Here is a 17,495-nt window from a genome sequence, read left to right as displayed (position 1 = left end):
GAAGAAAATCGGCTAAATGGCAAAAAAAATGCCCCCCAGAAAACAGGGGGCATTTGAGGTCACTTCACGCGCAACCCCGGCCCCGCGTTGACGGCCCGGCGGCGCTGGCGCAGCAGCGTATGCTGATAGATTTGCAGCAGCATGCCTTCGTTCTTGTGCCCCATGACCTCGGCGACGCACTTGCGGTCAGCACCGTGATCCAGGGCGTGGGAGGCGAAGGCATGGCGCAGATCATAGGGGCGAAGGCGTCTGCCGATCCCGGCTCTGCGCAGGGCGTTGTGCCATGCCCTGCTGATGGACTGCACCGGACGGCCACGATAGTGGACGACGAACTCCACGCCTGCTGCGGCATCCGTCTGCTGCCAGCGCCGCAGCAGGGGCAGAAGATCATCACGGACAGGGATGCTCCGGGCCTCGAACTCAGCCCCCTTCCGGGCATTCGGCATACGGATCAGACGGCTGTCGAGGTCAACATCCAACCAGCGCAGTCGAAAAAGCTCGCTGGGGCCGATGCGCGGCCCCATGCCCATGCCCAGAGCAATCACCCGCTGCACATGCTCCGCAGCCACAGCGTACAGACGCCGGGCCTCCTGCAACGTGGGAGGGTCGATGCGCTGCGAGCGCACGGTGGGGATGCGCAGCACGGATAGCGCGTTGCTGTCCAAATGCCGGCTGCGGCAGGCCCATGCCCATGCCCCCTTGAGGATAGCCGCCCTTCGGCTGACCGTGGCGGCGCCAGCCCCGCGCTGGCGCATTATCTCCATCCACGCCAGAACGTCGTCCACGCTGATGCAGTGCGCCTTCCGGTGGCCGTAGATATCCATAAAGCTGCGAAGGTGCTGCATGGCCGTCGTCCTCGTGGACAGGCTCTGCCGGGCCTCGATATAGGCTGACAGCAACTCGGCCACAGTGAGCGTCCTCTCCGGCTGACGACCTTTGTATCTGGCCCGGCGCACCAGAGCTTTCTCCCGCTCAAAAATAAGGCGCTGGACCCTCTCGAAGTCCAGCGCCTCCTGTTCGCTGCTGAAAGAGCGGATGCGCGGACGCCCGCTCCATGGTTCCCGAAATTTGCAGATCCAGGGCTTCTTCTTATACGGCAAAAAAATCACAGGCATAGTACCTCTCCTTTCCGGCACTATGCGAGCGAATGCCCCTACCGTCAAAGCAGCCTGCCTTCCAATTCCGCCATGAGGGCCAATGCCTCCCGTTTGGACATCCTGGGGCCTCGATGCCCCTGCAGCCTGATCCACCAGCGATTCGTCCAGCAACGACTGGCACTGACCTTTCCCTTCTGGCTGGCAGTGAGACCCCGGCAAACACCGGGCAAAAGCCAGTGCAGCGGGTTCCAGTCCCGCCGGTTGAAGCACCAGCCAATCCAGTTGGCCAGATCGACCACAAAGCCCCGCAGCCCGGACTGCCAAAAGCCATCCTGCCAGAAAACGCAGTCTTCGGCCCGGATACTGGCCCCATCGTGCGCCCACGCCCCGAAACTCCGCACCGTGAAGCGGCTGCCAATGCCCCAGTTGCGGATCACGCAGCGACGCATGATGACGCGCACACCATCCTGGGCCTCCGGAGCACGGCGGCCAACATCCCGGATGATACAATCCTCCAGCACCAGCTCCGCGTCCGGATCCGTATCCGGGTAATCGCCGTTGCCCCACAGGATGGCCTTTCCCACTCTCGTCACCCGTGTACGGCGGATCACGGCACGCGCCCCGTCCACGCCGGAGATGCCTTCATCCAGCTTGTCCAGGGGCCAGCGGCCCATATCCACCGTGCAGTTGCGGATAATTACGGGGCCGTCGCTGCCGTACACCGTGATGCCGTCCCCTCCCCGGCTCAGGGGAGCCGTGATGTACTGCTCCTCGATGATGCCGCAGGATCTGTCCGCCCCTTCACCGCCGGTCATCGCTGCCCTCCCAAGCCGTGCTTCATCCGATCCCGCTCCTCTGCACGCTTGGCGTTGTTGAAGCGATTAAGCGTACCGACCAGATAACCGGTGATTCGACGAATCCTCTGGAAGGGGACGCCTTCGCCCCGGGCCCGGGCATCTGGGACGGGCTCAGACTGCATACGTCACCTCCACGGACTGGACAGCAGCGACGCTGTCAGCCGCATTGATGAGGGCCAGCAGCTCGTCCCGACGAGCCGCATGCAGCGCGAGGATAGTGTCAGGGCCATCAGGATCAACAGCAGCCAAGGAGGCAGCCGCCACCGATACCTCAGTCACGGAAGGGCTGGCGGCAGGCATGGTGAGGCTGGCGATGATGGCCGCATCGCAGGCAGACCTGACCTCCAGCTCCTTTTCTTCCTTCACCACAGACAGGGGTTTTTCCGGGCGCATCGTGACCGCACCATCCGGCAGCGGGCCGAGGTCTTCGGTGTAGCGGGGCTGGCTCTGCCAGTCATCGCCTTCGGACGGCAGCCAGTACGGCGTACCGCCCTGCTTCGTCCCCTTGCTGTCCAGATGCTGGCGGTGATCCTCCACCAGCTCCCATTCACTCCCCGTCCAGCGGGCGACATGTCCTTCCGGGATGGAGGTAGGCGGCGGGGTAGGAGTAGCGAAGGCACTTTTGGTCAGGGCCTTTCCGTTGAGTTCCTGTGCCGGACGAGAGCCCTTGTACTCGCGGGTTTTCGCATCGAACATGTACATCATGGTTGCCATATCAATCTCCTTTTAGGGGTAGTGGTTAGAGATAGACGAAAGTTTTTCCGAAATTGGGCGCAGGGGCAAACGATTGATTCTGGACGTCTGGCTGGCTCTACCCAAGAAGATGCGTTCCAGGGGCATCGTCATGGCTGGATTGGGGATGCTGCTATTACGTCCAATGAGATAAGCGCAAGCGGTGGTGCAGATAAGGGACGTGCCCGACAGCTTGCAACGATTGGCGACCCTACTCCTGGCAAAAACGGAACTCCTCGAACTGCGGGGGAAACACGTCCTGTAAATATTTCTCAGCCTATTATCCTATACCTAGGCAGGCCTTCCCAAGTATAGGATGGCGGGTTGCCATGCATGGATAGGAGCAAATTCTTGTCCTGAATGCTCTTTCCACACGCGAGATGCATCGAAGGCAAAGTTCGACGCCCATCCTTTAGGTAATACAGTAAGCTCCCCCCCATTATTATCATTAGTAAGAGGATAGAATGCTTCATAAAGATAAGGGACCCCTAGAGTATTAAAATTCACACTCCCTGTTATATTCCGACCTGTATCTGTATTCGCTATCCCAGCTGCTGCGACTGCTCCCGGCGCCCAATTTCGGAAAGACTGCTGGCTTTCTCAAAAGCCCAGTTTTGACAGAATGTTATGGGCCTACAAAAAGTTTTTCCGAAATTGGGTGCCAAGCAGTGGTAAAGATGCCGGGGTATGGGGCCGCGATGAGATTCGCAATATTACTGGCACGTCAGGTTCAAACAATTCGACCGGTGGATACTTGAGTCCGACTGGTGCATTTGTGGCTGGCAGTGGATGTTATAGTGCTGATGCGCGTACATCTTCCCGTAATGTTTACATTAAGTTCGATGCATCAAAATCTGTACCCACTGGCCCGGAAAATGTTCCTCCCCATGTCTGGCAGCCTCTTATGATTTATTTAGGTAGGCCTGCCTAGATAGATGATAACCGGTTGGTTGACGCTGGGAGGAACTACCGTCGCGGAAGCCCCATAGATGCTATTTGATTTGGATGGGAAAAAATTTACTCGGCAGTCGACTAAGCCAGTACCTGCCGTGGAACTCCAATAAATTTTTCCGGCGGCCCCTGATACAAATGAGCCAGTGTAAGTATCGTCTACTTCACCATCTAGGCTGTATGCCCCCCGGAATGACCCATCAAGAGCAGGTAATCCCGGCGCGTTATAACCCCCGACATTCTGCCCATCTCCCGGCGCCCAATTTCGGAAAAACCTTTGGCCCCTGCCTAACCACCGGCCAGAGTTTGGCTTTTGGGGATGCCGCAAGTCTTTCCGAAATTGGGGGCCGGGGGACGATACCGCCGGGGGCTACAATAAACCGGGGGTCCCCAACATTTCTGGTGCCGTTAATGCCGATGGATCATATGGAAGCGGAAGCTCCGGGGCATTTTATCGCTCTGGCACCTCAGAGGCCCCGAACGGACAAAACCGGCAGGCGGCTATGACGTATATGGATGCATCTCGTTCCAGCAGCATCTACGGAGCATCCCCCACAGTCATGCCCGCCAGCGTGGATCAGCCGGTCTGCCTATACCTGGGCAGACCGGCCTAGATAGATCACAAGCGGCTGCCAGACGTGGGGAGGAACATTTTCTTGGCCGGTAGGAACGACCGATGCTGCGGAGAATCTGACGGAGTCCTGGCGATTTGAGCCGTTATTGTTGGTAGTCGAGCTTTGAGCGCCTGTGTAAGAGAATGCTCCGCTGACTCCCTTGATTCCGGCATAGTCGATGCCAAATGTCCCCGTAATATTCCTGATCTCGTCGCGTCCCCATGTGCCAGCGCCTTTTTCACTGCCCGGCGCCCAATTTCGGAAAAACTGTCCGCTTAGGTTGGGCGTGAACAATCCCGTAGGCTTAGCTGCATCGGGACGCCACATCCCCAGGTTGGCAGCCTGGGTTTCTTCATCGGCATCCCACGCCATCAACATCCCCTTGAACCCGCCAGCATCATAAACTTTCTTCAGCTCCGGCCAGTCGGCGAACTCAACGAAGTCGCCGTTTGCCCAGCAGTGATGGGCCGGGAGCGTGGTGCTGCGCCAGTAGCGCGGGACGCCGATCATGGACAGGCGCAGAGCCTCCTGTTCCTCAGAAACGCTACCGGCATGGATGTAGATATCGCCCACGATGTTCCAATACGATCCGTCATAGAGCAGGCGGTAGATACGTCCTGCTGCGAGGTACCCGGCAGCGACGGCGGCACCGAGGTAGCGAATGCCCTTGGCACCAGTATTATTGACGTTGAGCGTGGGGCTGCTGGCCGTGTTCGTGGCCGAAAATTTGACCGTGATTTCCGCTCCCGTGGCCAGCACAAAACCCGAGAGCGCCACAGTCTTGGCCGCCGTGCCTGCGGCTGTGGAGCACGTCCCGAAGTGATGAATGTTGGCGCTACCGTCGAACTGCACACCACCGATGGTGCGCTTCGTCGACAACTTAGAGGCAGAGGCGGAATTGCCTGAGCAGGACCCGGAAGACCCCGTCACCGATTCTTGCACGGGATGGACATGGTCTTCCCGCGCATACTTGGCCGACGTGCCGACAGCCGCAGACGAGGCCGGAGCCTTGGGAGCGGCGGTCGCGGCGGTGTACGTCGTATTCGTATCGACGTCACCCACCAGCTCATAACTCGATCCGTCATACACGAACCTGTATGTGCGGTTGGCCGCCAGATAGCCTGCCGCAATGGCCGCATTGCGGTACTGGATGGGCTTGGCGCCGGTGCCGTTGATATTGAGCGTGGGGCTGCTGGCCGTATTCGTGACAGTGAAACGGACAGTCACCTCAGCGCCCGTGGCCAGCGCAAAACCAGGGATCGACACGACCTTGGCCGCCGTACCTGCGGCCGTGGAACATGTCCCGTAATTCAGGGGGAGGATATCCCCCCGGAGCAGGGGGCCTGCCCCATTGTTGGCGAACAGGCGGCGGATGATTCCGGGAAACGACATGGCTGACCTCCTACTTGCAGCGGACCAGGATGTCCCGATCCGTGGCGACTTCGATATTCCAGGTGATTTTCGTACTGGTCTGGCCCTTGCTGCCGACCTCGGCGTACTGCTCGCCGATCATGCAGGCGACGCCGTCCAAAAAGACCTCCAGCGCCACGCTGCCCACCTCATACTGCGGCACCGTGAACTGCGTGCCGGCCTCGATGGCTGCCGAGCGGCTCCCGGCAAGGGAGCGCAGCTCGGCAGCCTGGGCCACGCGGAGGGAGTCCGGCAGCATTCCGATTTTCTGACCTTGGGCATTACGGATAATGTACGACACAGGACTCCCTCCCTGCCTTAGACGGCGGCGGCCTTTTCGAACACGATGCCGTTCGGGTTCATGTCCGCCGGGATCTCGGCGCCATTTTCGATGATGGCCACCATGCGACCGGAGTAGTACGTTTTGCCGTTGACGGTCATGGTGTCGCCGCTGGCGGAGATGCCGTTGAGGATGTCAGCGTTGGCGTGCTCGTGGGCCTTGGCCATAGCCGTTTCAACGGCTTCCTTGCCCTGGATGTCGGCCCAGTTGACCACAAGATCCAGGCTTTCGGCTTCGGCGATCTTCACCCACGCACTGCCGTCGTAGATGTACTGGGCCGCGCCGGTGCTGACGGTCTCATCAGCCGTGGCATCCTTGACCCAGCACAGGTCCCCCTGCTTCGGGCTCTCCAGACCGTCACGGGCAGCGATGTCGTTGACGATATGGCAGGGGACCTTGCCGCTGATAGCGGTTTGCAGCGATGCGAGCTTGGCTTCGACATTGCTGCCGTCGGCCGTTTTGACCTGGGTAGCATCGGTTTCGGGATGGATGAGGTTGCCGCTCGCATCTTTCAGCAACACCTTGATGGGATCAGACATTTCTTTGCTCCTTGGGCAAAAATGTTAGTCATCTACATAGGCCACGTTCGCGGCCACGTCCTCGAGGCGTGTCTCCAGCGCGTCCACGCGCTCGGCGATGCCTTCCGGCACCTCCACGCCCTCCAACTTCGGCTGGATGCTGTAAGCCCGCACCAGCACCCGCATCTCGCTCCCGGCCGGAGCAGCGAAAAGCAGGCGGATCGCGGTCGATTCCAGCGCGTCAGCCGAAGAAATCTCTTCATATTGCTGGCCCGGATAGCAGGCCACGCCATCCCAAAACACATCCAGCAGATGCTCCCCGGGGAGGTATGCCACCCCCTCCGGCAGAGTGAGCGTGCCGCCATCCTCTACGGCCTCATCCAGCGTCCAGACGGCCTCCCGGGGATGACGCAGATCCTCCACCACGCCCGCGATCTGGAGCAGCTCCAGCCGTGAGGCATAGCCGCTCTCGCTGACGATGATCTGCACCTCGGCCGTACCGGACATGATGACCGGCACGGAAAGCTCGTGCGTGGTGGCCTGGCCCAGCACGCTTTTGGCCTTGTAGAACGGGGCGTGGTTGCCGTAGGCGAACAGCACAGGCTGGCCGCCCTCTTCCAGCGGTTCGGCAAAAATGCCGAACTCGCGTATCCAGAAACCGCCCTCCGTGGCCGGGATGACGATGTGCGCCCAGCAGACGTTGGGGTCATCCGCATCCTGGCTCAGGCTGTCGATGGGGCGGCGGTAGACCTCGTGCACGAGATCCACGGCATCGTCGGCGGGCACGGGTACCTCGCCGTTGCCGTCGCCCACCGCGATGACGCTGAGGCGGATGGGCTTACCGGCAGCGTGGGCCGCGGCCTCCAGCACGGCCCCGGCTTTGGTGAGCAGGCAGTAATACTTAGGGGTATCGGTGGCGACACCGGGGACGGTCTGGGTATCCTCCAGACCGCCGGGAACTGTAGCTAGGGCTTGGGGCATACGATACTCCGGCTTTGTGAGATGATGGCAAAAGCGATGCGGCCGCGCAGAGCAGGGACAGGCCGGGGCGGCGTCCAGGGCCGGATGACGCTCCGGGAGTAGCGCGTGCTGCCCAGCCCCACATGGACGCGTCCGGACGGCACCGGCTTGGGGGGAAACCAGAGGCGCACCCGGTTCATGGCCCGCATGATCCCGGCCACAGCGATGCTGACAGGCAGGGGCCGGGTGGTGACGGTCTCCAGACAGTCCAGCCAGCTGCGCGTGTTTTTGTAGTCAAAGATCAGCCGCATGGCGTCGGTCACACCGGTCTCATCCAGACCGGCCTCACTAACGTCCAGACGCACGCGGAAAAAGTACGGACGCCCCTCATACTCCCACCACTGGCGGATGACCGTGGGCAGGCGCAGGGCCGTCTCCAACGCCGTGCGCACGGCCCAGGGAGTGCCCCGGCGCCGGTGCAGCAGCAGGCTGCCCGAGATAAGCTGGCGCTTGGCGGCCAGATCCACAGCCGTCTCGTAGCCCTCCACATGAAGCTGCCATGCCAGCAGATCCAGCACAGGCTCCGGGAGGCTGGCCAGACCGCCGGACAGCTCCGACAGTCTGGCCAGAGGCGGAAGCATGGCCACGGGCTCCACAAAGCCCGTGTCATGCGCGAGGCGGGCGTACAGCAGCACACCCGGGATGGCGCGCGTCGTCGCATCCAGCACGGTGTCCAGCGCGGCAGCGGCGGCGCGGATGGAGGGATCGCCGCTCAGGGAATCGGGCAGCAGCTCGCGGAAGGGCGTAGTTCCAAGTCGGCGGGCCATCACTCATCCTCCAGCCCGCCGAACAGCAGGAAAATATCGGTCTCGCGGGCCACCTGCGTGGCCTCCAGTGCGCGGAAGGCCGGGGCATCCAGCTCCACGCGCTTGGCGCCGGCGGCCTGCACGGCGGCAATGAGCCGCGTGGGATTGATGTCGCGACCGGGCTGGGAGCGTTGCCACAGCCGCCAGTCCTCAACAGCCTGGGCCACGGCGGCCGTCACCCCGGAGAGCAGCACGGCATCGCTGCGGCGCAGATACCAGCGCCCGGACACGGCATAGTCCACGGTCTCAGGCGCGGCCACATCCACCCTGTCGGTGAGGGGCCGCACGGTCTCGTCGGACAGGGCCTCGCGCACCATCGAGATCATGGCCTCGTCCGGCAGCTCGCCACCGGCCAGCACAAAGCGCACGTCCACCACGCCCGGCTCCGGGGAGGTGACGGACACGGCCTCGATGTCGGCGCTCACGGCCAGCACGCGGGCCTCGTAAGCACCGGTGCTGCCCGCCACGGTGTACGTCTCCGGGGCAAGGCGGATGCGCTCGCGCAGGCGCTCATCATCCTCGATGTCGGCCCCTTCCACCGACGTGGTGGTGTTGCTGACACTGACCACATAGGGGATGGGGTCCACCAGCTGCGTCACCTGTCCGGGCACGAGGCCCGTGGCCTGCGCGCCGGAGGTGGTACACAGGGCCGCCACGTCCACCTGCAGCTCACCGGCGGCGATCTCGCTGTCCGACACGGTGGCGAAAGCGATCTGGCCGTCCTTGGTGGCCACACGCGTGCCCTCCGGGATGGGTACGGCAAAGCCCAGGGGCTCGCCCAGCACAAAGCGCAGGCTCAGGCGGGCGGACTGCGCCGGGATACGGGACACGCCCATGAGCGCGCCCAGATGGTCGAGGTGCGCGCCCTGGGCATAGGCCAGCAGGCCCTGCTGCCCGGCCAAGTTGAGCAGCCGGTTCTGGACGCTGACCACATAAGCCAGAGATTCCAGGAACAGTCGCACCGGATCACCGGGCTGGAGGCTCACGCCGGTCAGCCCCTCGTAGGAGGTCAGGATGGACGCCTCGACTTCGGACGTGGATAAGGGCGCGAAGGTCACGGCAGACAGGGCGCGCAGATCGACGCTACTGGAAATCGCCACGGTACTCCTCCCTGATCTCGACGGTCACGCGGGGGATGAGCTGCCCATCCACCGCGTCGTTGCTGGAAAACGAGATGTCCCGCACCCGGATGCGCGGCACATAGCGCTCCAGCTGCTGGCCGATCTCGGCCACCATGTACTGCATGGCCTCGCCCATCGGCCTGTCCACATGATCCCAGCTGAGGCCGAAATCACGATCCAGCGGCACGGAGCCTTTGCGCGTGGCCAGCACCATGCGGATCTCCTGCGCCAGACCGGCCAGACCGGTGGCGCCGATCTGGATGCGCTGGCGCTGCGCCATGTCCACGGTGAGCGTGATGGGGGGCATCAGTTGTACTCCTGCAGGGCCAGCTGGACCTCGGCGGAAAGCGTCACGCCGTAGTGCAGCTGGCGGTGGGTGATCTCGTAGGACTTCAACACATACAGGCCGTAGTATTTTAAGCCGATGACCAGGGCCATCTCATCGCCGCTGGCCGCCACGCTCTCCAGCAGGCGCAGGCGCAGGCCCACGGTGGAGACGGGCGTCAGGGGCACGATCTGCACGGTCAGCGATACCGGGTCGAGGTTACGGCCCATGTGCTGCAAACAGGGGATGCCGGCCAGCACCCGATGCTCGGCATAGACCTGCTCGCGCGAAAATTTGAGGTCGCGGAAGGTACTGACCTCCAGTTCTGTCACGGTGAACGGGAAAGCGCCCAAAAGCCCCTGGTACATCAGTGCGGCTCCCCTGTCTGACCGCCGTGCGGGCAGTCGTGGACGTGATGCAGGAAGGAAACGCCCTCCACGATGATGTCGCCATGCTCCAGCCGGAACGTGCCCTGCATGGCCGCCTGGGTCGTGCCGCCACCGGTGCCGCCCAGCTGCATGGCCGGAGCCATGAGCGTCAGGCTGGCCGCGCTGGAGACGCTGACATCACCGGTGGCCTCGGCCTGCACGCTGCCGGTGGCCTTCACGGCCACATCGCCCTGCACCTGGGCCGTGAGCTTGTGCGCGGCCCGGTCGTACTCCAGCACCGTGCCGTCCTGAAAACGGCGGTGCCACTTGTCCCCGCTGGAAACCGGCGGGCTGGCCTTGCCGTACATGGCCCCCAAAACGAAGCCCTGCTCCAGCCCGTAGGGCAGGAACAGGCACAGCACCTGATCGCCTACATCGGGCAGGTCATAGACCAGATCGCCGGAGGCCCGTGGACAGAGTACCGGCAGCCATGCGGAGGACAGGGGCTGCGTCACCGTGTCCCGCAGCTCCACCTGCACGCGCATTTTTTCCGGCTGGCGGGCCGTCACAAAGCCCACGCGGATGACCTGGGCCAGCACGTCCTGCACATCACTCATGGCAGTACCCCCACAATTCCAAAGCCAGCCAGCAGCCACCGGCGGCCATGAACAGCAACCCCGCTGCCAGCAACAGGAAAATGGGCCGCATCTCCCGTCTGATCTGTCGCAGATCCTGATCCATGTCCGCCCCCTAGTAGTCCAGCGCCTTGACCAGCTCCACGCTGGTGCGGTAGCCGCTGTCGCGGCCCAGGTTGTGCGTGGCCTGCTGGATCATGTAGTCCGTGTCAAAATTGCCCCAGCCTGAGAGGCGCAGCACCGTGCCCGCCCGCAGGCGCGTATCGCCCATAGTTTCGAGAGAGCCTGTCATCTCCTGACAGTTTTTGGCCCGCAACTCCGCGATGGCCACGCGCTCGGCCTGTGCCGGATGCTCGATGCGTTTGTTGATGGTCAGCACCCGGCCCGTGGTGGGCGGCAGCTCCGGCTGATAGCTCTTCTCCGTGGTCTCGGAGCTGGCGGCGTCGGTGTAGCCCACCACGCATTGCGTATAGACGCCGTCCAGCGTGCGCTTGAATCCGGCCCGCTCCACGGCCAGTTCGCCGCGCTTGAGCTCCAGGGGCTCCAGCTGGTCGGCCGCCTGCCCGGAGTAGATGACGCAGAGATTTTTCTTCACGGCCACGCGCAGGCCCTGCTCCTTGCAGATGCGCTGGAGGAAGGCCAGGTCGGCTTCCTGCCGCTGCTCCACGCGCCCAAAAACGATCTCCGGGGCTTTGTAGAGCAGGTCGAGGCCCGCAGGCCCCACCACGTCCGCCGCCACCGTGGACAGAGGCACGTCGGCCCAGGCCCGCGTTTTTTTCTGCAGCATGAGGCTGGACTTGACCGCCGCCGGCACGCCCTTGATGGTCACCACGTCGCCACCGTCGCGGCTGGATTCCAGCGTCAGTTCATCCACCTCAAATTCCCCGCAATCCAGTTCCTCCTCTCCAGGGGCGCGGAAATTGCTGGCCACGATCACCACGCTGATGATGTCCCCGTGTTTGGGCAGCCAGTCGCCCTGCCAGAGCCCCTCGCGGTCTTCCAGGGTAAGCTGGAGGTCGTCCAGCTCATCGTCCGCCTTGTCCGTGTAGGAGAGGGACAAAAGGTGCGGCCAAAGATCCATGCTCACGTCCTTGCCCTGGATGCTGATCTCGACGGTGGCGCGACGCATCACATACGCTCCCACGGCGGAAGGCTGCGCACCCGCGCGTCAGCGGCCTGCTCCGGCACGCTGACGCGCGTCTCCCCGGAGAGCAGCAGCGCGTCCAGCTCATCAACGTTGAGGGCCAGCACATCGCCCATCTGATGTTCCCCGGAGAGGCGGGCCAGAGCGATCTGGTCCCATGCCTCGCCCTGTCGGCTGACGTACTCACTAGGCATAGGCCGTCCTCCTGCGGTCGGAGGCGATCTTGTCCAGCGCCCGGCGGATGAGCGCCTCCATGTCGGGCTTGATGCTCTCCAGCACCCGGCGCACCGCACGCGGGTCGGACGACATAAGCGAAAAATTCTGGGTCAGATCCACCATGATCTGGCCGTTGCTCCCGGCAGCCTGGGCTGCATTGCCGCCGCGCCGGGCCAGACGGGCGGGCGTCTGCGGCAGAGCCGTGGGCGTGCCCACACGGCCGGATGTCTGGATGGCCGTGCCCGTGGTCGTGGACAGGCTGCTGCCCGTACGGCTACCCGCCGGGATGAACAGGGTCTGCGGCCGGGAATTGTCCCCGGCCAGCGTGACCACGGTGGTGCCGCTTGCAGAAGCGCGGGAGCCACCGCCACCACTTCCCTTTTTGCCTTTTTTCTTGGCCGCCTCTTCGGCAGCGTTGAAATCGTTAAAGCTCTGCTTGAAATATTCTTCGTCGCCGCCCCCGGCGGCCAGTCCCTGCAAACTCGCTAAGTTTTTGGTGTCCGGTGCCTTGGGCAAGTCGGGCATTGGGGGCGCCTCGATGGCAGAGGCCTTGTCCGCTGCGGCCTTGGCATTAGGAGCGGCGTTCTGCTCCGCCGCAGCCTTGGCGCTGGCAGCCGGCTGCTCTTTTTTGTCATCGCCGCTGAACCAGCCGATGGCCTTGCCGATGCCGCGCTTGGCGCTGCCCAGCACGGGCATCTCGTCGATCTTCTGGCCGATCCAGGTCACGGCCTCGGCAACGGAATCCATGATTCCCTTGATGATGCCCCACGCCCACTGAAACACGCCCACGATGCCGCTCCACAGGGAATGGAAAAACGGGCCGACCGTGCTCCAGTTGTCGATGATGAGACCGGCGGCCACGGTCACAGCCGTGAATACCACGCCCATCGGCCCCATGGCGAAACGCAGGGCCACGCCCACCAGACGAAGCCCCCCGGAGAGGATCGCGGCACCAGCGGCACAAGCGCGTTGGACTGTGCCGAGGGCTATGGTGGACAATGTGGCACCGCGCAGAAGGCCGGTCAGGGCCATGAGCCTGCCCCCCACACCGGCAAGGACATCCCGCCACGAGAGGGAGGCCAGAGACGAGGCCCGCTGCCAGAAGGTAAGCGTCTGCGCTCCACCGGCTGCCGCGAGCTGGGCGGCATTCATGCGCAGCAGCATGCCGCCGAAGCCGTTGGCCGCTGTGCGCAGCACATTGAGGACAAGGCCCAGGGCCACACCGCCCACCGCCAGCGTGGCGATGCCCGCGCCTGCGCCCATGACCACGCCGGTCAGACGCGGAAAACGCCGGGCCAGATCGCGGACAACATTGAGGACGGACGCGCCCCCTTCCGCCACAGCTCCGACTACCGGGAGCAGCGCCGTGCCTACCGTGACACCGAGGTTGCGGGCGCTTTGCGTGACCTTGGCCAGCGAGGTGGCCGTGGTCTTCATCCGGTTGGCGTATTCCTGATCCACGGAACCGGCCACATCACTGTTGGCGATGCTCACCGCCTGGCGCAAGGTCATGATCCGCTCCATGATGGGTGCGATGGCCGCGATGCTTTCATCACCAAACAGCAAGGAGGAAATGGAATTGCGCTCCTCCGGACGCACGCGCTGGAGGGCCTGCAGCACGCGCATGACCGCGCCCATAGCGTCGGTCTGGAGCTGTTTCTGCAGATCGTTGGGGTCTATTTGCAAATATTTGTAGATGGCCTTGCGCTGATCCGTGAGCCCGGCTTCTCCGGCGGCCATGACCTTGATAAAGTTCTTCATGGCCGTGCCCGACACTTCCACTTCGGCCCCGGCGGCCTTGAAGGCCGTGGCCAGAGCCGCGATGTCCTGGGTGGCGAAGCCGGAGGCCTTGAGCAAAGGCCCCATGCGCGTGAAGATCTGGTCGACCTCCCCGGCCTCGGCGTTCATCTCGTTGCTCAGGGCATTGATGACATCCGCCGTGTGGCGCGACTGCTCCGCCGTAAGGCCCATAGCGGCCTGCCATGTGGCCAGCGACTTGCCCGCCTGCTCTGCGCTGACGCCCCAGGCGATGGACATTTTCGTGGCCTGCTCGGCCACGCCCAGCATCTCCTCGCGGGTCTTGCCGAGACCGGCCTGGGCCGCCGCCGTCATGATGGTCACGATGTCCTCAAAGCTCTTGCCGGTGCGGCTGGACATGGCCTGCGCATCGGCAAACAGCTGCTGCATGACCTCTTCCGGCGCATCCATGACCTTGCGCAGATCGGCGAACACGTCTTCCGCGCTGACGGCCAGCTTGACCGGAATGGCCGCCGTAGCCCCCACAGCCGCTGTGCCCAGCAACCGGCTTTGCAGCTCCTGCCGCTCCGCCTGCAGAGCGCGGGAATTGGCCATGTGCACCTGAAGGGCGGAACGCGCCGCCCTCGCCTGATCCATGCGCTTGACGAGGCCAGCGTAATCAGCCTGCAGGGCCTGTACGCTACCGCTGACCTTTCCTGCCTGCAGGGCAAGTCCCTGCATTTCCTCTTTGTTGAGCGCCAGCTCTGCCGTCAGGTCGAATACCCTGCTTTCCGCCGCCTTGATGCGGGAGGCGAAGCGGGAAGAGGAAGCTCCCGCGCTCTCCGCCTGGGCTCGCAGACCGGCCAGCTTGGCTTCCGCCTTCTCCAGCTTCCCGGCCAGACCGGTGAGCTTGGCCCCCTGCTTTTCCAGAGCCGCGCCCAGCTGTCCCACGGGCGTGTTGCCCATCTCGCGGATAGCCTGCGAGACCATGCGCGCCTGGCCGGCGGCATCCTGGAACGCTGTGCGGTAGCTCCCGGCGAGGGTCGCGCCCAGCTTGAAGGAAACGGAAACTTCTTTGGCCATGATACCCTTTATCCGCCGCTGGCCGCCTTTTCGACGGCTGCGGCGGCATCAAGATAGTGTGTGAATACCTCCGGGCTCATGGCCCGGATCTCGGAGCGTGGCCAATGGGTGATCTTGCCCAGGGCCACCATCCCCTGCCTCAACTCCGCTAGGCCTGTTCCGGCGTCCCAGCCGCCTCCGGCGTAGGGTTTTCCTGGGATTCGTTGGTGCCGTTCACGACGTTGAACGCGGCCCGCAGCTTGAGATAATCGCCACTGCTCAGGCCGCGCAGGGCGTCATAGGGGACCCGCACGATACGGGCCAGCAGGGCCATCTCCGCCGTCAGCGGATTGTTGCCCCTGCGAATACCTACGGCGTCCTGCATGGCGTCTTCTTCGTCCCCGATGGTGGACGGGCGCACGGTCAGCTCCCACACGTCCTTGCCGCCCACCTGCAGGGGAGCGGACAGCTTCACGGTCTGCATACGATTTTCACTCATGGCGTCCTCCTTAGACGTTCAGGCCCATCTGGGCGCGCACCGTGGCCAGCAGATCCGTGCCGTTCACACGATGGATAAAATTGAGCTTGTCGATGAGCAGTTTTTCCTCGCCATCCAGGAGCACTTCCAGACGGGTCACTTCCAGTTCCTGCTCGTTGCCCTGCTTCTTGCCGGGTTCAAGGCTGCCCAGAGGGAAGCTCTTGGCGCGGCCCACTATGTTGACGCGCAGGGGCACAGAGGTGCGCATGGACGTGGCCGGATCGCTCATCTGCACGGCGGCATAGCACTCGAACAAATTGGAGCGCGTCCAGTCCAGCATGTTGTAAATTTCGGGATACACGGAATTGAACGACATTTTCAGCGTCATGGATTCCGTCATGCCCAGGGTCGGACTGTCGATCTCGCCAGCGATGCCAGCACCGGACAGGCTTTCCGTCATGTAGGACAGCTCAGGCAGGTCGATGGTGGCCACGCCGATCTGGTCAGTACCGTCATGATAGATGCGGAAAGCGATTGTTTGTTCAGGGAGATACTTGCCCACGCTATGCCTCCTTAACCGAACAGGGCGGAGAGGTTGTCGGTGTCAAATTCGAAGACGGCTTCAATATCCCGGGCAGCAGGAGGCGGCGTGATGCGCAAGTGAAAACGCAGGATGCCGTCGATGAGGTCGGTCACGGGGTTCTCGGACTCATCAAAGGTGATGCTGCCGCCCAGGATGATCTCGCGGGCGGTGTAGCCGTCCAGTTTGATCTGCTCGGACTTCAAAAAGGTCTGCACAAGGCGACGGGTCAGCGGCTCGTCCACCTTGGAGAAGTAGGTCAGGATGAACTGGGCCTGATACCAGTTGAAGAAGCGCCGGATGCTATCCTGCGCGTCCTTGGGGTCGGTATTGGACGGATAGCAGGCCATGCGGCCACCCCAGGTCTTCATGCCGCCATCGAAGTTGCTGACCGTATAAATTCCCTGCCCGTTCAGGTAGTTAGCCCTGGTCAGGTCGAGCCACAGCTCGTTCCACTGGCCATCAGTATCCACATAGCCGCTGGAGGTGATGTCCAGCCGTTTATTGCTGGGGCTGGCGTAGGGGATGCCGTCATGATCGCCGTCCGTGGCCGCCATGACCCCGGCCAGATGGGTGGCGAGGCCGTACACGTTATCGCCCAGCTTGACCTTGGGCCAGCAGACAACCATCAGATCATCGGTGAGGTTGTGCTTCTCCTTGTAGCCGGGCACGTCGCTGTATCTGGTCACGGCATTGTCGCCGCTGCTGGGGATGTCCACCAGACAGACGGCCTTGAACAGGCCGTTGATGCCGTCGCACTTGGCGGCCATGACCACGGCCACAGCCGGGTCCTCGCAGAACTGCGGCGCCAGAACAATGGACGGCACGAGCCGGAAACGCGGGAACACTTCGTCGATGAGCTCAAGACCGGTGCCCTGCCCGCTGACGGGGTCGATGCCGCCGATCACGTCCTCAGACGTGACCTTGCTCACGTCCGCGTAGACGTAGCCGGCCTTGACCGTGCCGCCTTCGGGGATGCTTCCCTCGGCCAGACGGGTCAGCAGACCGCTGACGGCATCCACGCTGTAGTCGGTGCCCGCCTCATAGGTGGTCTCGCCCAGCTCATCCGTCAGCTCCACGGCACTGACGCCGCCGTGGGCCAGCTGGGCGGTGTCCTTGTCCAGGGCCGACGTGCCGAAGGTCAGGCTTTCGTCCGCGACCTCGGTCTTGTGTTTTTCGGGGTCGAAAACGTTGACGCAGACCACGGGCGCGCCGCGGTAGATGGCGAAATGGCTGTAGATCAGCTCTTGCAGGCTGTAGTCGCTGAAATGGTCGGCATCCCAGCCCATCGCCTGCACTGCTTCGTCATAGCTGTAAAAAAGCTGCGGCACGTTGACGGGACGGGCCTTATCCTCGGCCAGCGTATGCACGGCCGCCGTGCCCACGGCGAAGACGACCGCGCTGTCCACGGTGCGGGCGGGCAGGATGCTGGTGGCCTGCTCGGAGGTGTAGATGCCGTGACGGTATCCGGTGGTTGTCATGTG

General features: G+C 63.2%; 20 protein-coding genes. All 20 read right to left on the bottom strand.

The window, feature by feature from the left end:
• Positions 1 to 59: 59 nt before the first annotated feature.
• The gene (locus tag ACQRBR_RS04850) at positions 60 to 1,115 is read right to left on the bottom strand and encodes a tyrosine-type recombinase/integrase (protein WP_427812452.1); all 1,056 of its coding nucleotides are present in this window, start codon (positions 1,113 to 1,115) and stop codon (positions 60 to 62) included.
• 44 nt (positions 1,116 to 1,159) lie between these two features.
• Complete coding sequence (locus ACQRBR_RS04845; RefSeq protein WP_279135737.1) at positions 1,160 to 1,912, bottom strand: right-handed parallel beta-helix repeat-containing protein; 753 nt, start codon at positions 1,910 to 1,912, stop codon at positions 1,160 to 1,162.
• Positions 1,909 to 2,076: an anaerobic ribonucleoside-triphosphate reductase gene (nrdD, locus tag ACQRBR_RS04840; protein WP_427812451.1), complete on the bottom strand. Its 168-nt coding sequence runs from the start codon at positions 2,074 to 2,076 to the stop codon at positions 1,909 to 1,911. The genes ACQRBR_RS04845 and nrdD overlap by 4 nt, the downstream gene beginning before the upstream one ends.
• On the bottom strand, positions 2,066 to 2,668 hold the full coding sequence (locus ACQRBR_RS04835; protein WP_427812450.1) for a phage tail protein: 603 nt from the start codon (positions 2,666 to 2,668) through the stop codon (positions 2,066 to 2,068). Before ACQRBR_RS04835 ends, nrdD begins: the two co-directional genes overlap by 11 nt.
• A gap of 1,559 nt (positions 2,669 to 4,227) precedes the next feature.
• The gene (locus tag ACQRBR_RS04830; protein ID WP_427812449.1) at positions 4,228 to 5,643 is read right to left on the bottom strand and encodes a hypothetical protein; all 1,416 of its coding nucleotides are present in this window, start codon (positions 5,641 to 5,643) and stop codon (positions 4,228 to 4,230) included.
• 10 nt (positions 5,644 to 5,653) lie between these two features.
• Positions 5,654 to 5,962, bottom strand: a complete 309-nt coding sequence (locus tag ACQRBR_RS04825) for a hypothetical protein (RefSeq protein WP_427812448.1) — start codon at positions 5,960 to 5,962, stop codon at positions 5,654 to 5,656.
• Positions 5,963 to 5,979: 17 nt separating this feature from the next.
• A complete protein-coding gene (locus ACQRBR_RS04820; protein WP_427812447.1) occupies positions 5,980 to 6,540 on the bottom strand; it encodes a hypothetical protein in 561 nt (186 codons plus the stop codon).
• Positions 6,541 to 6,564: 24 nt separating this feature from the next.
• Positions 6,565 to 7,500, bottom strand: a complete 936-nt coding sequence (locus ACQRBR_RS04815; RefSeq protein ID WP_427812446.1) for a phage tail protein — start codon at positions 7,498 to 7,500, stop codon at positions 6,565 to 6,567.
• The gene (locus ACQRBR_RS04810) at positions 7,485 to 8,306 is read right to left on the bottom strand and encodes a phage tail protein I (protein ID WP_427812445.1); all 822 of its coding nucleotides are present in this window, start codon (positions 8,304 to 8,306) and stop codon (positions 7,485 to 7,487) included. Before ACQRBR_RS04810 ends, ACQRBR_RS04815 begins: the two co-directional genes overlap by 16 nt.
• Positions 8,306 to 9,445: a baseplate assembly protein gene (locus ACQRBR_RS04805; protein ID WP_427812444.1), complete on the bottom strand. Its 1,140-nt coding sequence runs from the start codon at positions 9,443 to 9,445 to the stop codon at positions 8,306 to 8,308. The genes ACQRBR_RS04810 and ACQRBR_RS04805 overlap by 1 nt, the downstream gene beginning before the upstream one ends.
• Positions 9,429 to 9,773, bottom strand: a complete 345-nt coding sequence (locus ACQRBR_RS04800; RefSeq protein ID WP_427812443.1) for a GPW/gp25 family protein — start codon at positions 9,771 to 9,773, stop codon at positions 9,429 to 9,431. The genes ACQRBR_RS04805 and ACQRBR_RS04800 overlap by 17 nt, the downstream gene beginning before the upstream one ends.
• Positions 9,773 to 10,159: a phage tail protein gene (locus ACQRBR_RS04795; protein ID WP_304045415.1), complete on the bottom strand. Its 387-nt coding sequence runs from the start codon at positions 10,157 to 10,159 to the stop codon at positions 9,773 to 9,775. Before ACQRBR_RS04795 ends, ACQRBR_RS04800 begins: the two co-directional genes overlap by 1 nt.
• Positions 10,159 to 10,776: a phage baseplate assembly protein V gene (locus tag ACQRBR_RS04790; protein ID WP_427812442.1), complete on the bottom strand. Its 618-nt coding sequence runs from the start codon at positions 10,774 to 10,776 to the stop codon at positions 10,159 to 10,161. The genes ACQRBR_RS04795 and ACQRBR_RS04790 overlap by 1 nt, the downstream gene beginning before the upstream one ends.
• On the bottom strand, positions 10,769 to 10,900 hold the full coding sequence (locus ACQRBR_RS04785) for a hypothetical protein (RefSeq protein WP_275060965.1): 132 nt from the start codon (positions 10,898 to 10,900) through the stop codon (positions 10,769 to 10,771). The genes ACQRBR_RS04790 and ACQRBR_RS04785 overlap by 8 nt, the downstream gene beginning before the upstream one ends.
• Before the next feature lie 9 nt (positions 10,901 to 10,909).
• A complete protein-coding gene (locus ACQRBR_RS04780) occupies positions 10,910 to 11,923 on the bottom strand; it encodes a phage late control D family protein (RefSeq protein ID WP_427812441.1) in 1,014 nt (337 codons plus the stop codon).
• Positions 11,923 to 12,132, bottom strand: a complete 210-nt coding sequence (locus tag ACQRBR_RS04775; RefSeq protein ID WP_427812440.1) for a hypothetical protein — start codon at positions 12,130 to 12,132, stop codon at positions 11,923 to 11,925. The genes ACQRBR_RS04780 and ACQRBR_RS04775 overlap by 1 nt, the downstream gene beginning before the upstream one ends.
• Positions 12,125 to 14,974 (bottom strand): phage tail tape measure protein, encoded by a 2,850-nt coding sequence (locus tag ACQRBR_RS04770; protein WP_427812439.1) that lies wholly within the window; start codon positions 14,972 to 14,974, stop codon positions 12,125 to 12,127. Before ACQRBR_RS04770 ends, ACQRBR_RS04775 begins: the two co-directional genes overlap by 8 nt.
• Positions 14,975 to 15,122: 148 nt before the next feature.
• Entirely contained in the window at positions 15,123 to 15,452 is a 330-nt protein-coding gene (locus tag ACQRBR_RS04765) for a phage tail assembly protein (protein ID WP_427812438.1), read from the bottom strand.
• A gap of 10 nt (positions 15,453 to 15,462) precedes the next feature.
• Positions 15,463 to 15,993, bottom strand: coding sequence for a phage major tail tube protein (locus ACQRBR_RS04760; RefSeq protein ID WP_204626072.1), 531 nt, complete (start codon positions 15,991 to 15,993; stop codon positions 15,463 to 15,465).
• 11 nt (positions 15,994 to 16,004) lie between these two features.
• Positions 16,005 to 17,492: a phage tail sheath family protein gene (locus ACQRBR_RS04755; RefSeq protein ID WP_427812437.1), complete on the bottom strand. Its 1,488-nt coding sequence runs from the start codon at positions 17,490 to 17,492 to the stop codon at positions 16,005 to 16,007.
• Positions 17,493 to 17,495 lie beyond the last annotated feature (3 nt).

It is taken from the genome of Desulfovibrio sp. SGI.133, from assembly GCF_050313955.1.
Taxonomy (GTDB): Bacteria; Desulfobacterota; Desulfovibrionia; order Desulfovibrionales; family Desulfovibrionaceae; genus Desulfovibrio.
This window is presented reverse-complemented; position numbering and strand designations above follow the sequence as displayed.

Coding starts and splice junctions, on each gene's coding strand:
- ACQRBR_RS04780 (WP_427812441.1), bottom strand. CDS start 11,923: ATGCGTCGCGCCACCGTCGAGATCAGCATCCAGGGCAAGGACGTGAGC.
- ACQRBR_RS04755 (WP_427812437.1), bottom strand. CDS start 17,492: ATGACAACCACCGGATACCGTCACGGCATCTACACCTCCGAGCAGGCC.
- ACQRBR_RS04810 (WP_427812445.1), bottom strand. CDS start 8,306: ATGGCCCGCCGACTTGGAACTACGCCCTTCCGCGAGCTGCTGCCCGAT.
- ACQRBR_RS04815 (WP_427812446.1), bottom strand. CDS start 7,500: ATGCCCCAAGCCCTAGCTACAGTTCCCGGCGGTCTGGAGGATACCCAG.
- ACQRBR_RS04765 (WP_427812438.1), bottom strand. CDS start 15,452: ATGAGTGAAAATCGTATGCAGACCGTGAAGCTGTCCGCTCCCCTGCAG.
- ACQRBR_RS04835 (WP_427812450.1), bottom strand. CDS start 2,668: ATGGCAACCATGATGTACATGTTCGATGCGAAAACCCGCGAGTACAAG.
- ACQRBR_RS04800 (WP_427812443.1), bottom strand. CDS start 9,773: ATGCCCCCCATCACGCTCACCGTGGACATGGCGCAGCGCCAGCGCATC.
- ACQRBR_RS04845 (WP_279135737.1), bottom strand. CDS start 1,912: ATGACCGGCGGTGAAGGGGCGGACAGATCCTGCGGCATCATCGAGGAG.
- ACQRBR_RS04820 (WP_427812447.1), bottom strand. CDS start 6,540: ATGTCTGATCCCATCAAGGTGTTGCTGAAAGATGCGAGCGGCAACCTC.
- ACQRBR_RS04830 (WP_427812449.1), bottom strand. CDS start 5,643: ATGTCGTTTCCCGGAATCATCCGCCGCCTGTTCGCCAACAATGGGGCA.
- ACQRBR_RS04770 (WP_427812439.1), bottom strand. CDS start 14,974: ATGGCCAAAGAAGTTTCCGTTTCCTTCAAGCTGGGCGCGACCCTCGCC.
- ACQRBR_RS04785 (WP_275060965.1), bottom strand. CDS start 10,900: ATGGATCAGGATCTGCGACAGATCAGACGGGAGATGCGGCCCATTTTC.
- ACQRBR_RS04850 (WP_427812452.1), bottom strand. CDS start 1,115: ATGCCTGTGATTTTTTTGCCGTATAAGAAGAAGCCCTGGATCTGCAAA.
- ACQRBR_RS04790 (WP_427812442.1), bottom strand. CDS start 10,776: ATGAGTGATGTGCAGGACGTGCTGGCCCAGGTCATCCGCGTGGGCTTT.
- ACQRBR_RS04795 (WP_304045415.1), bottom strand. CDS start 10,159: ATGTACCAGGGGCTTTTGGGCGCTTTCCCGTTCACCGTGACAGAACTG.
- ACQRBR_RS04775 (WP_427812440.1), bottom strand. CDS start 12,132: ATGCCTAGTGAGTACGTCAGCCGACAGGGCGAGGCATGGGACCAGATC.
- nrdD (WP_427812451.1), bottom strand. CDS start 2,076: ATGCAGTCTGAGCCCGTCCCAGATGCCCGGGCCCGGGGCGAAGGCGTC.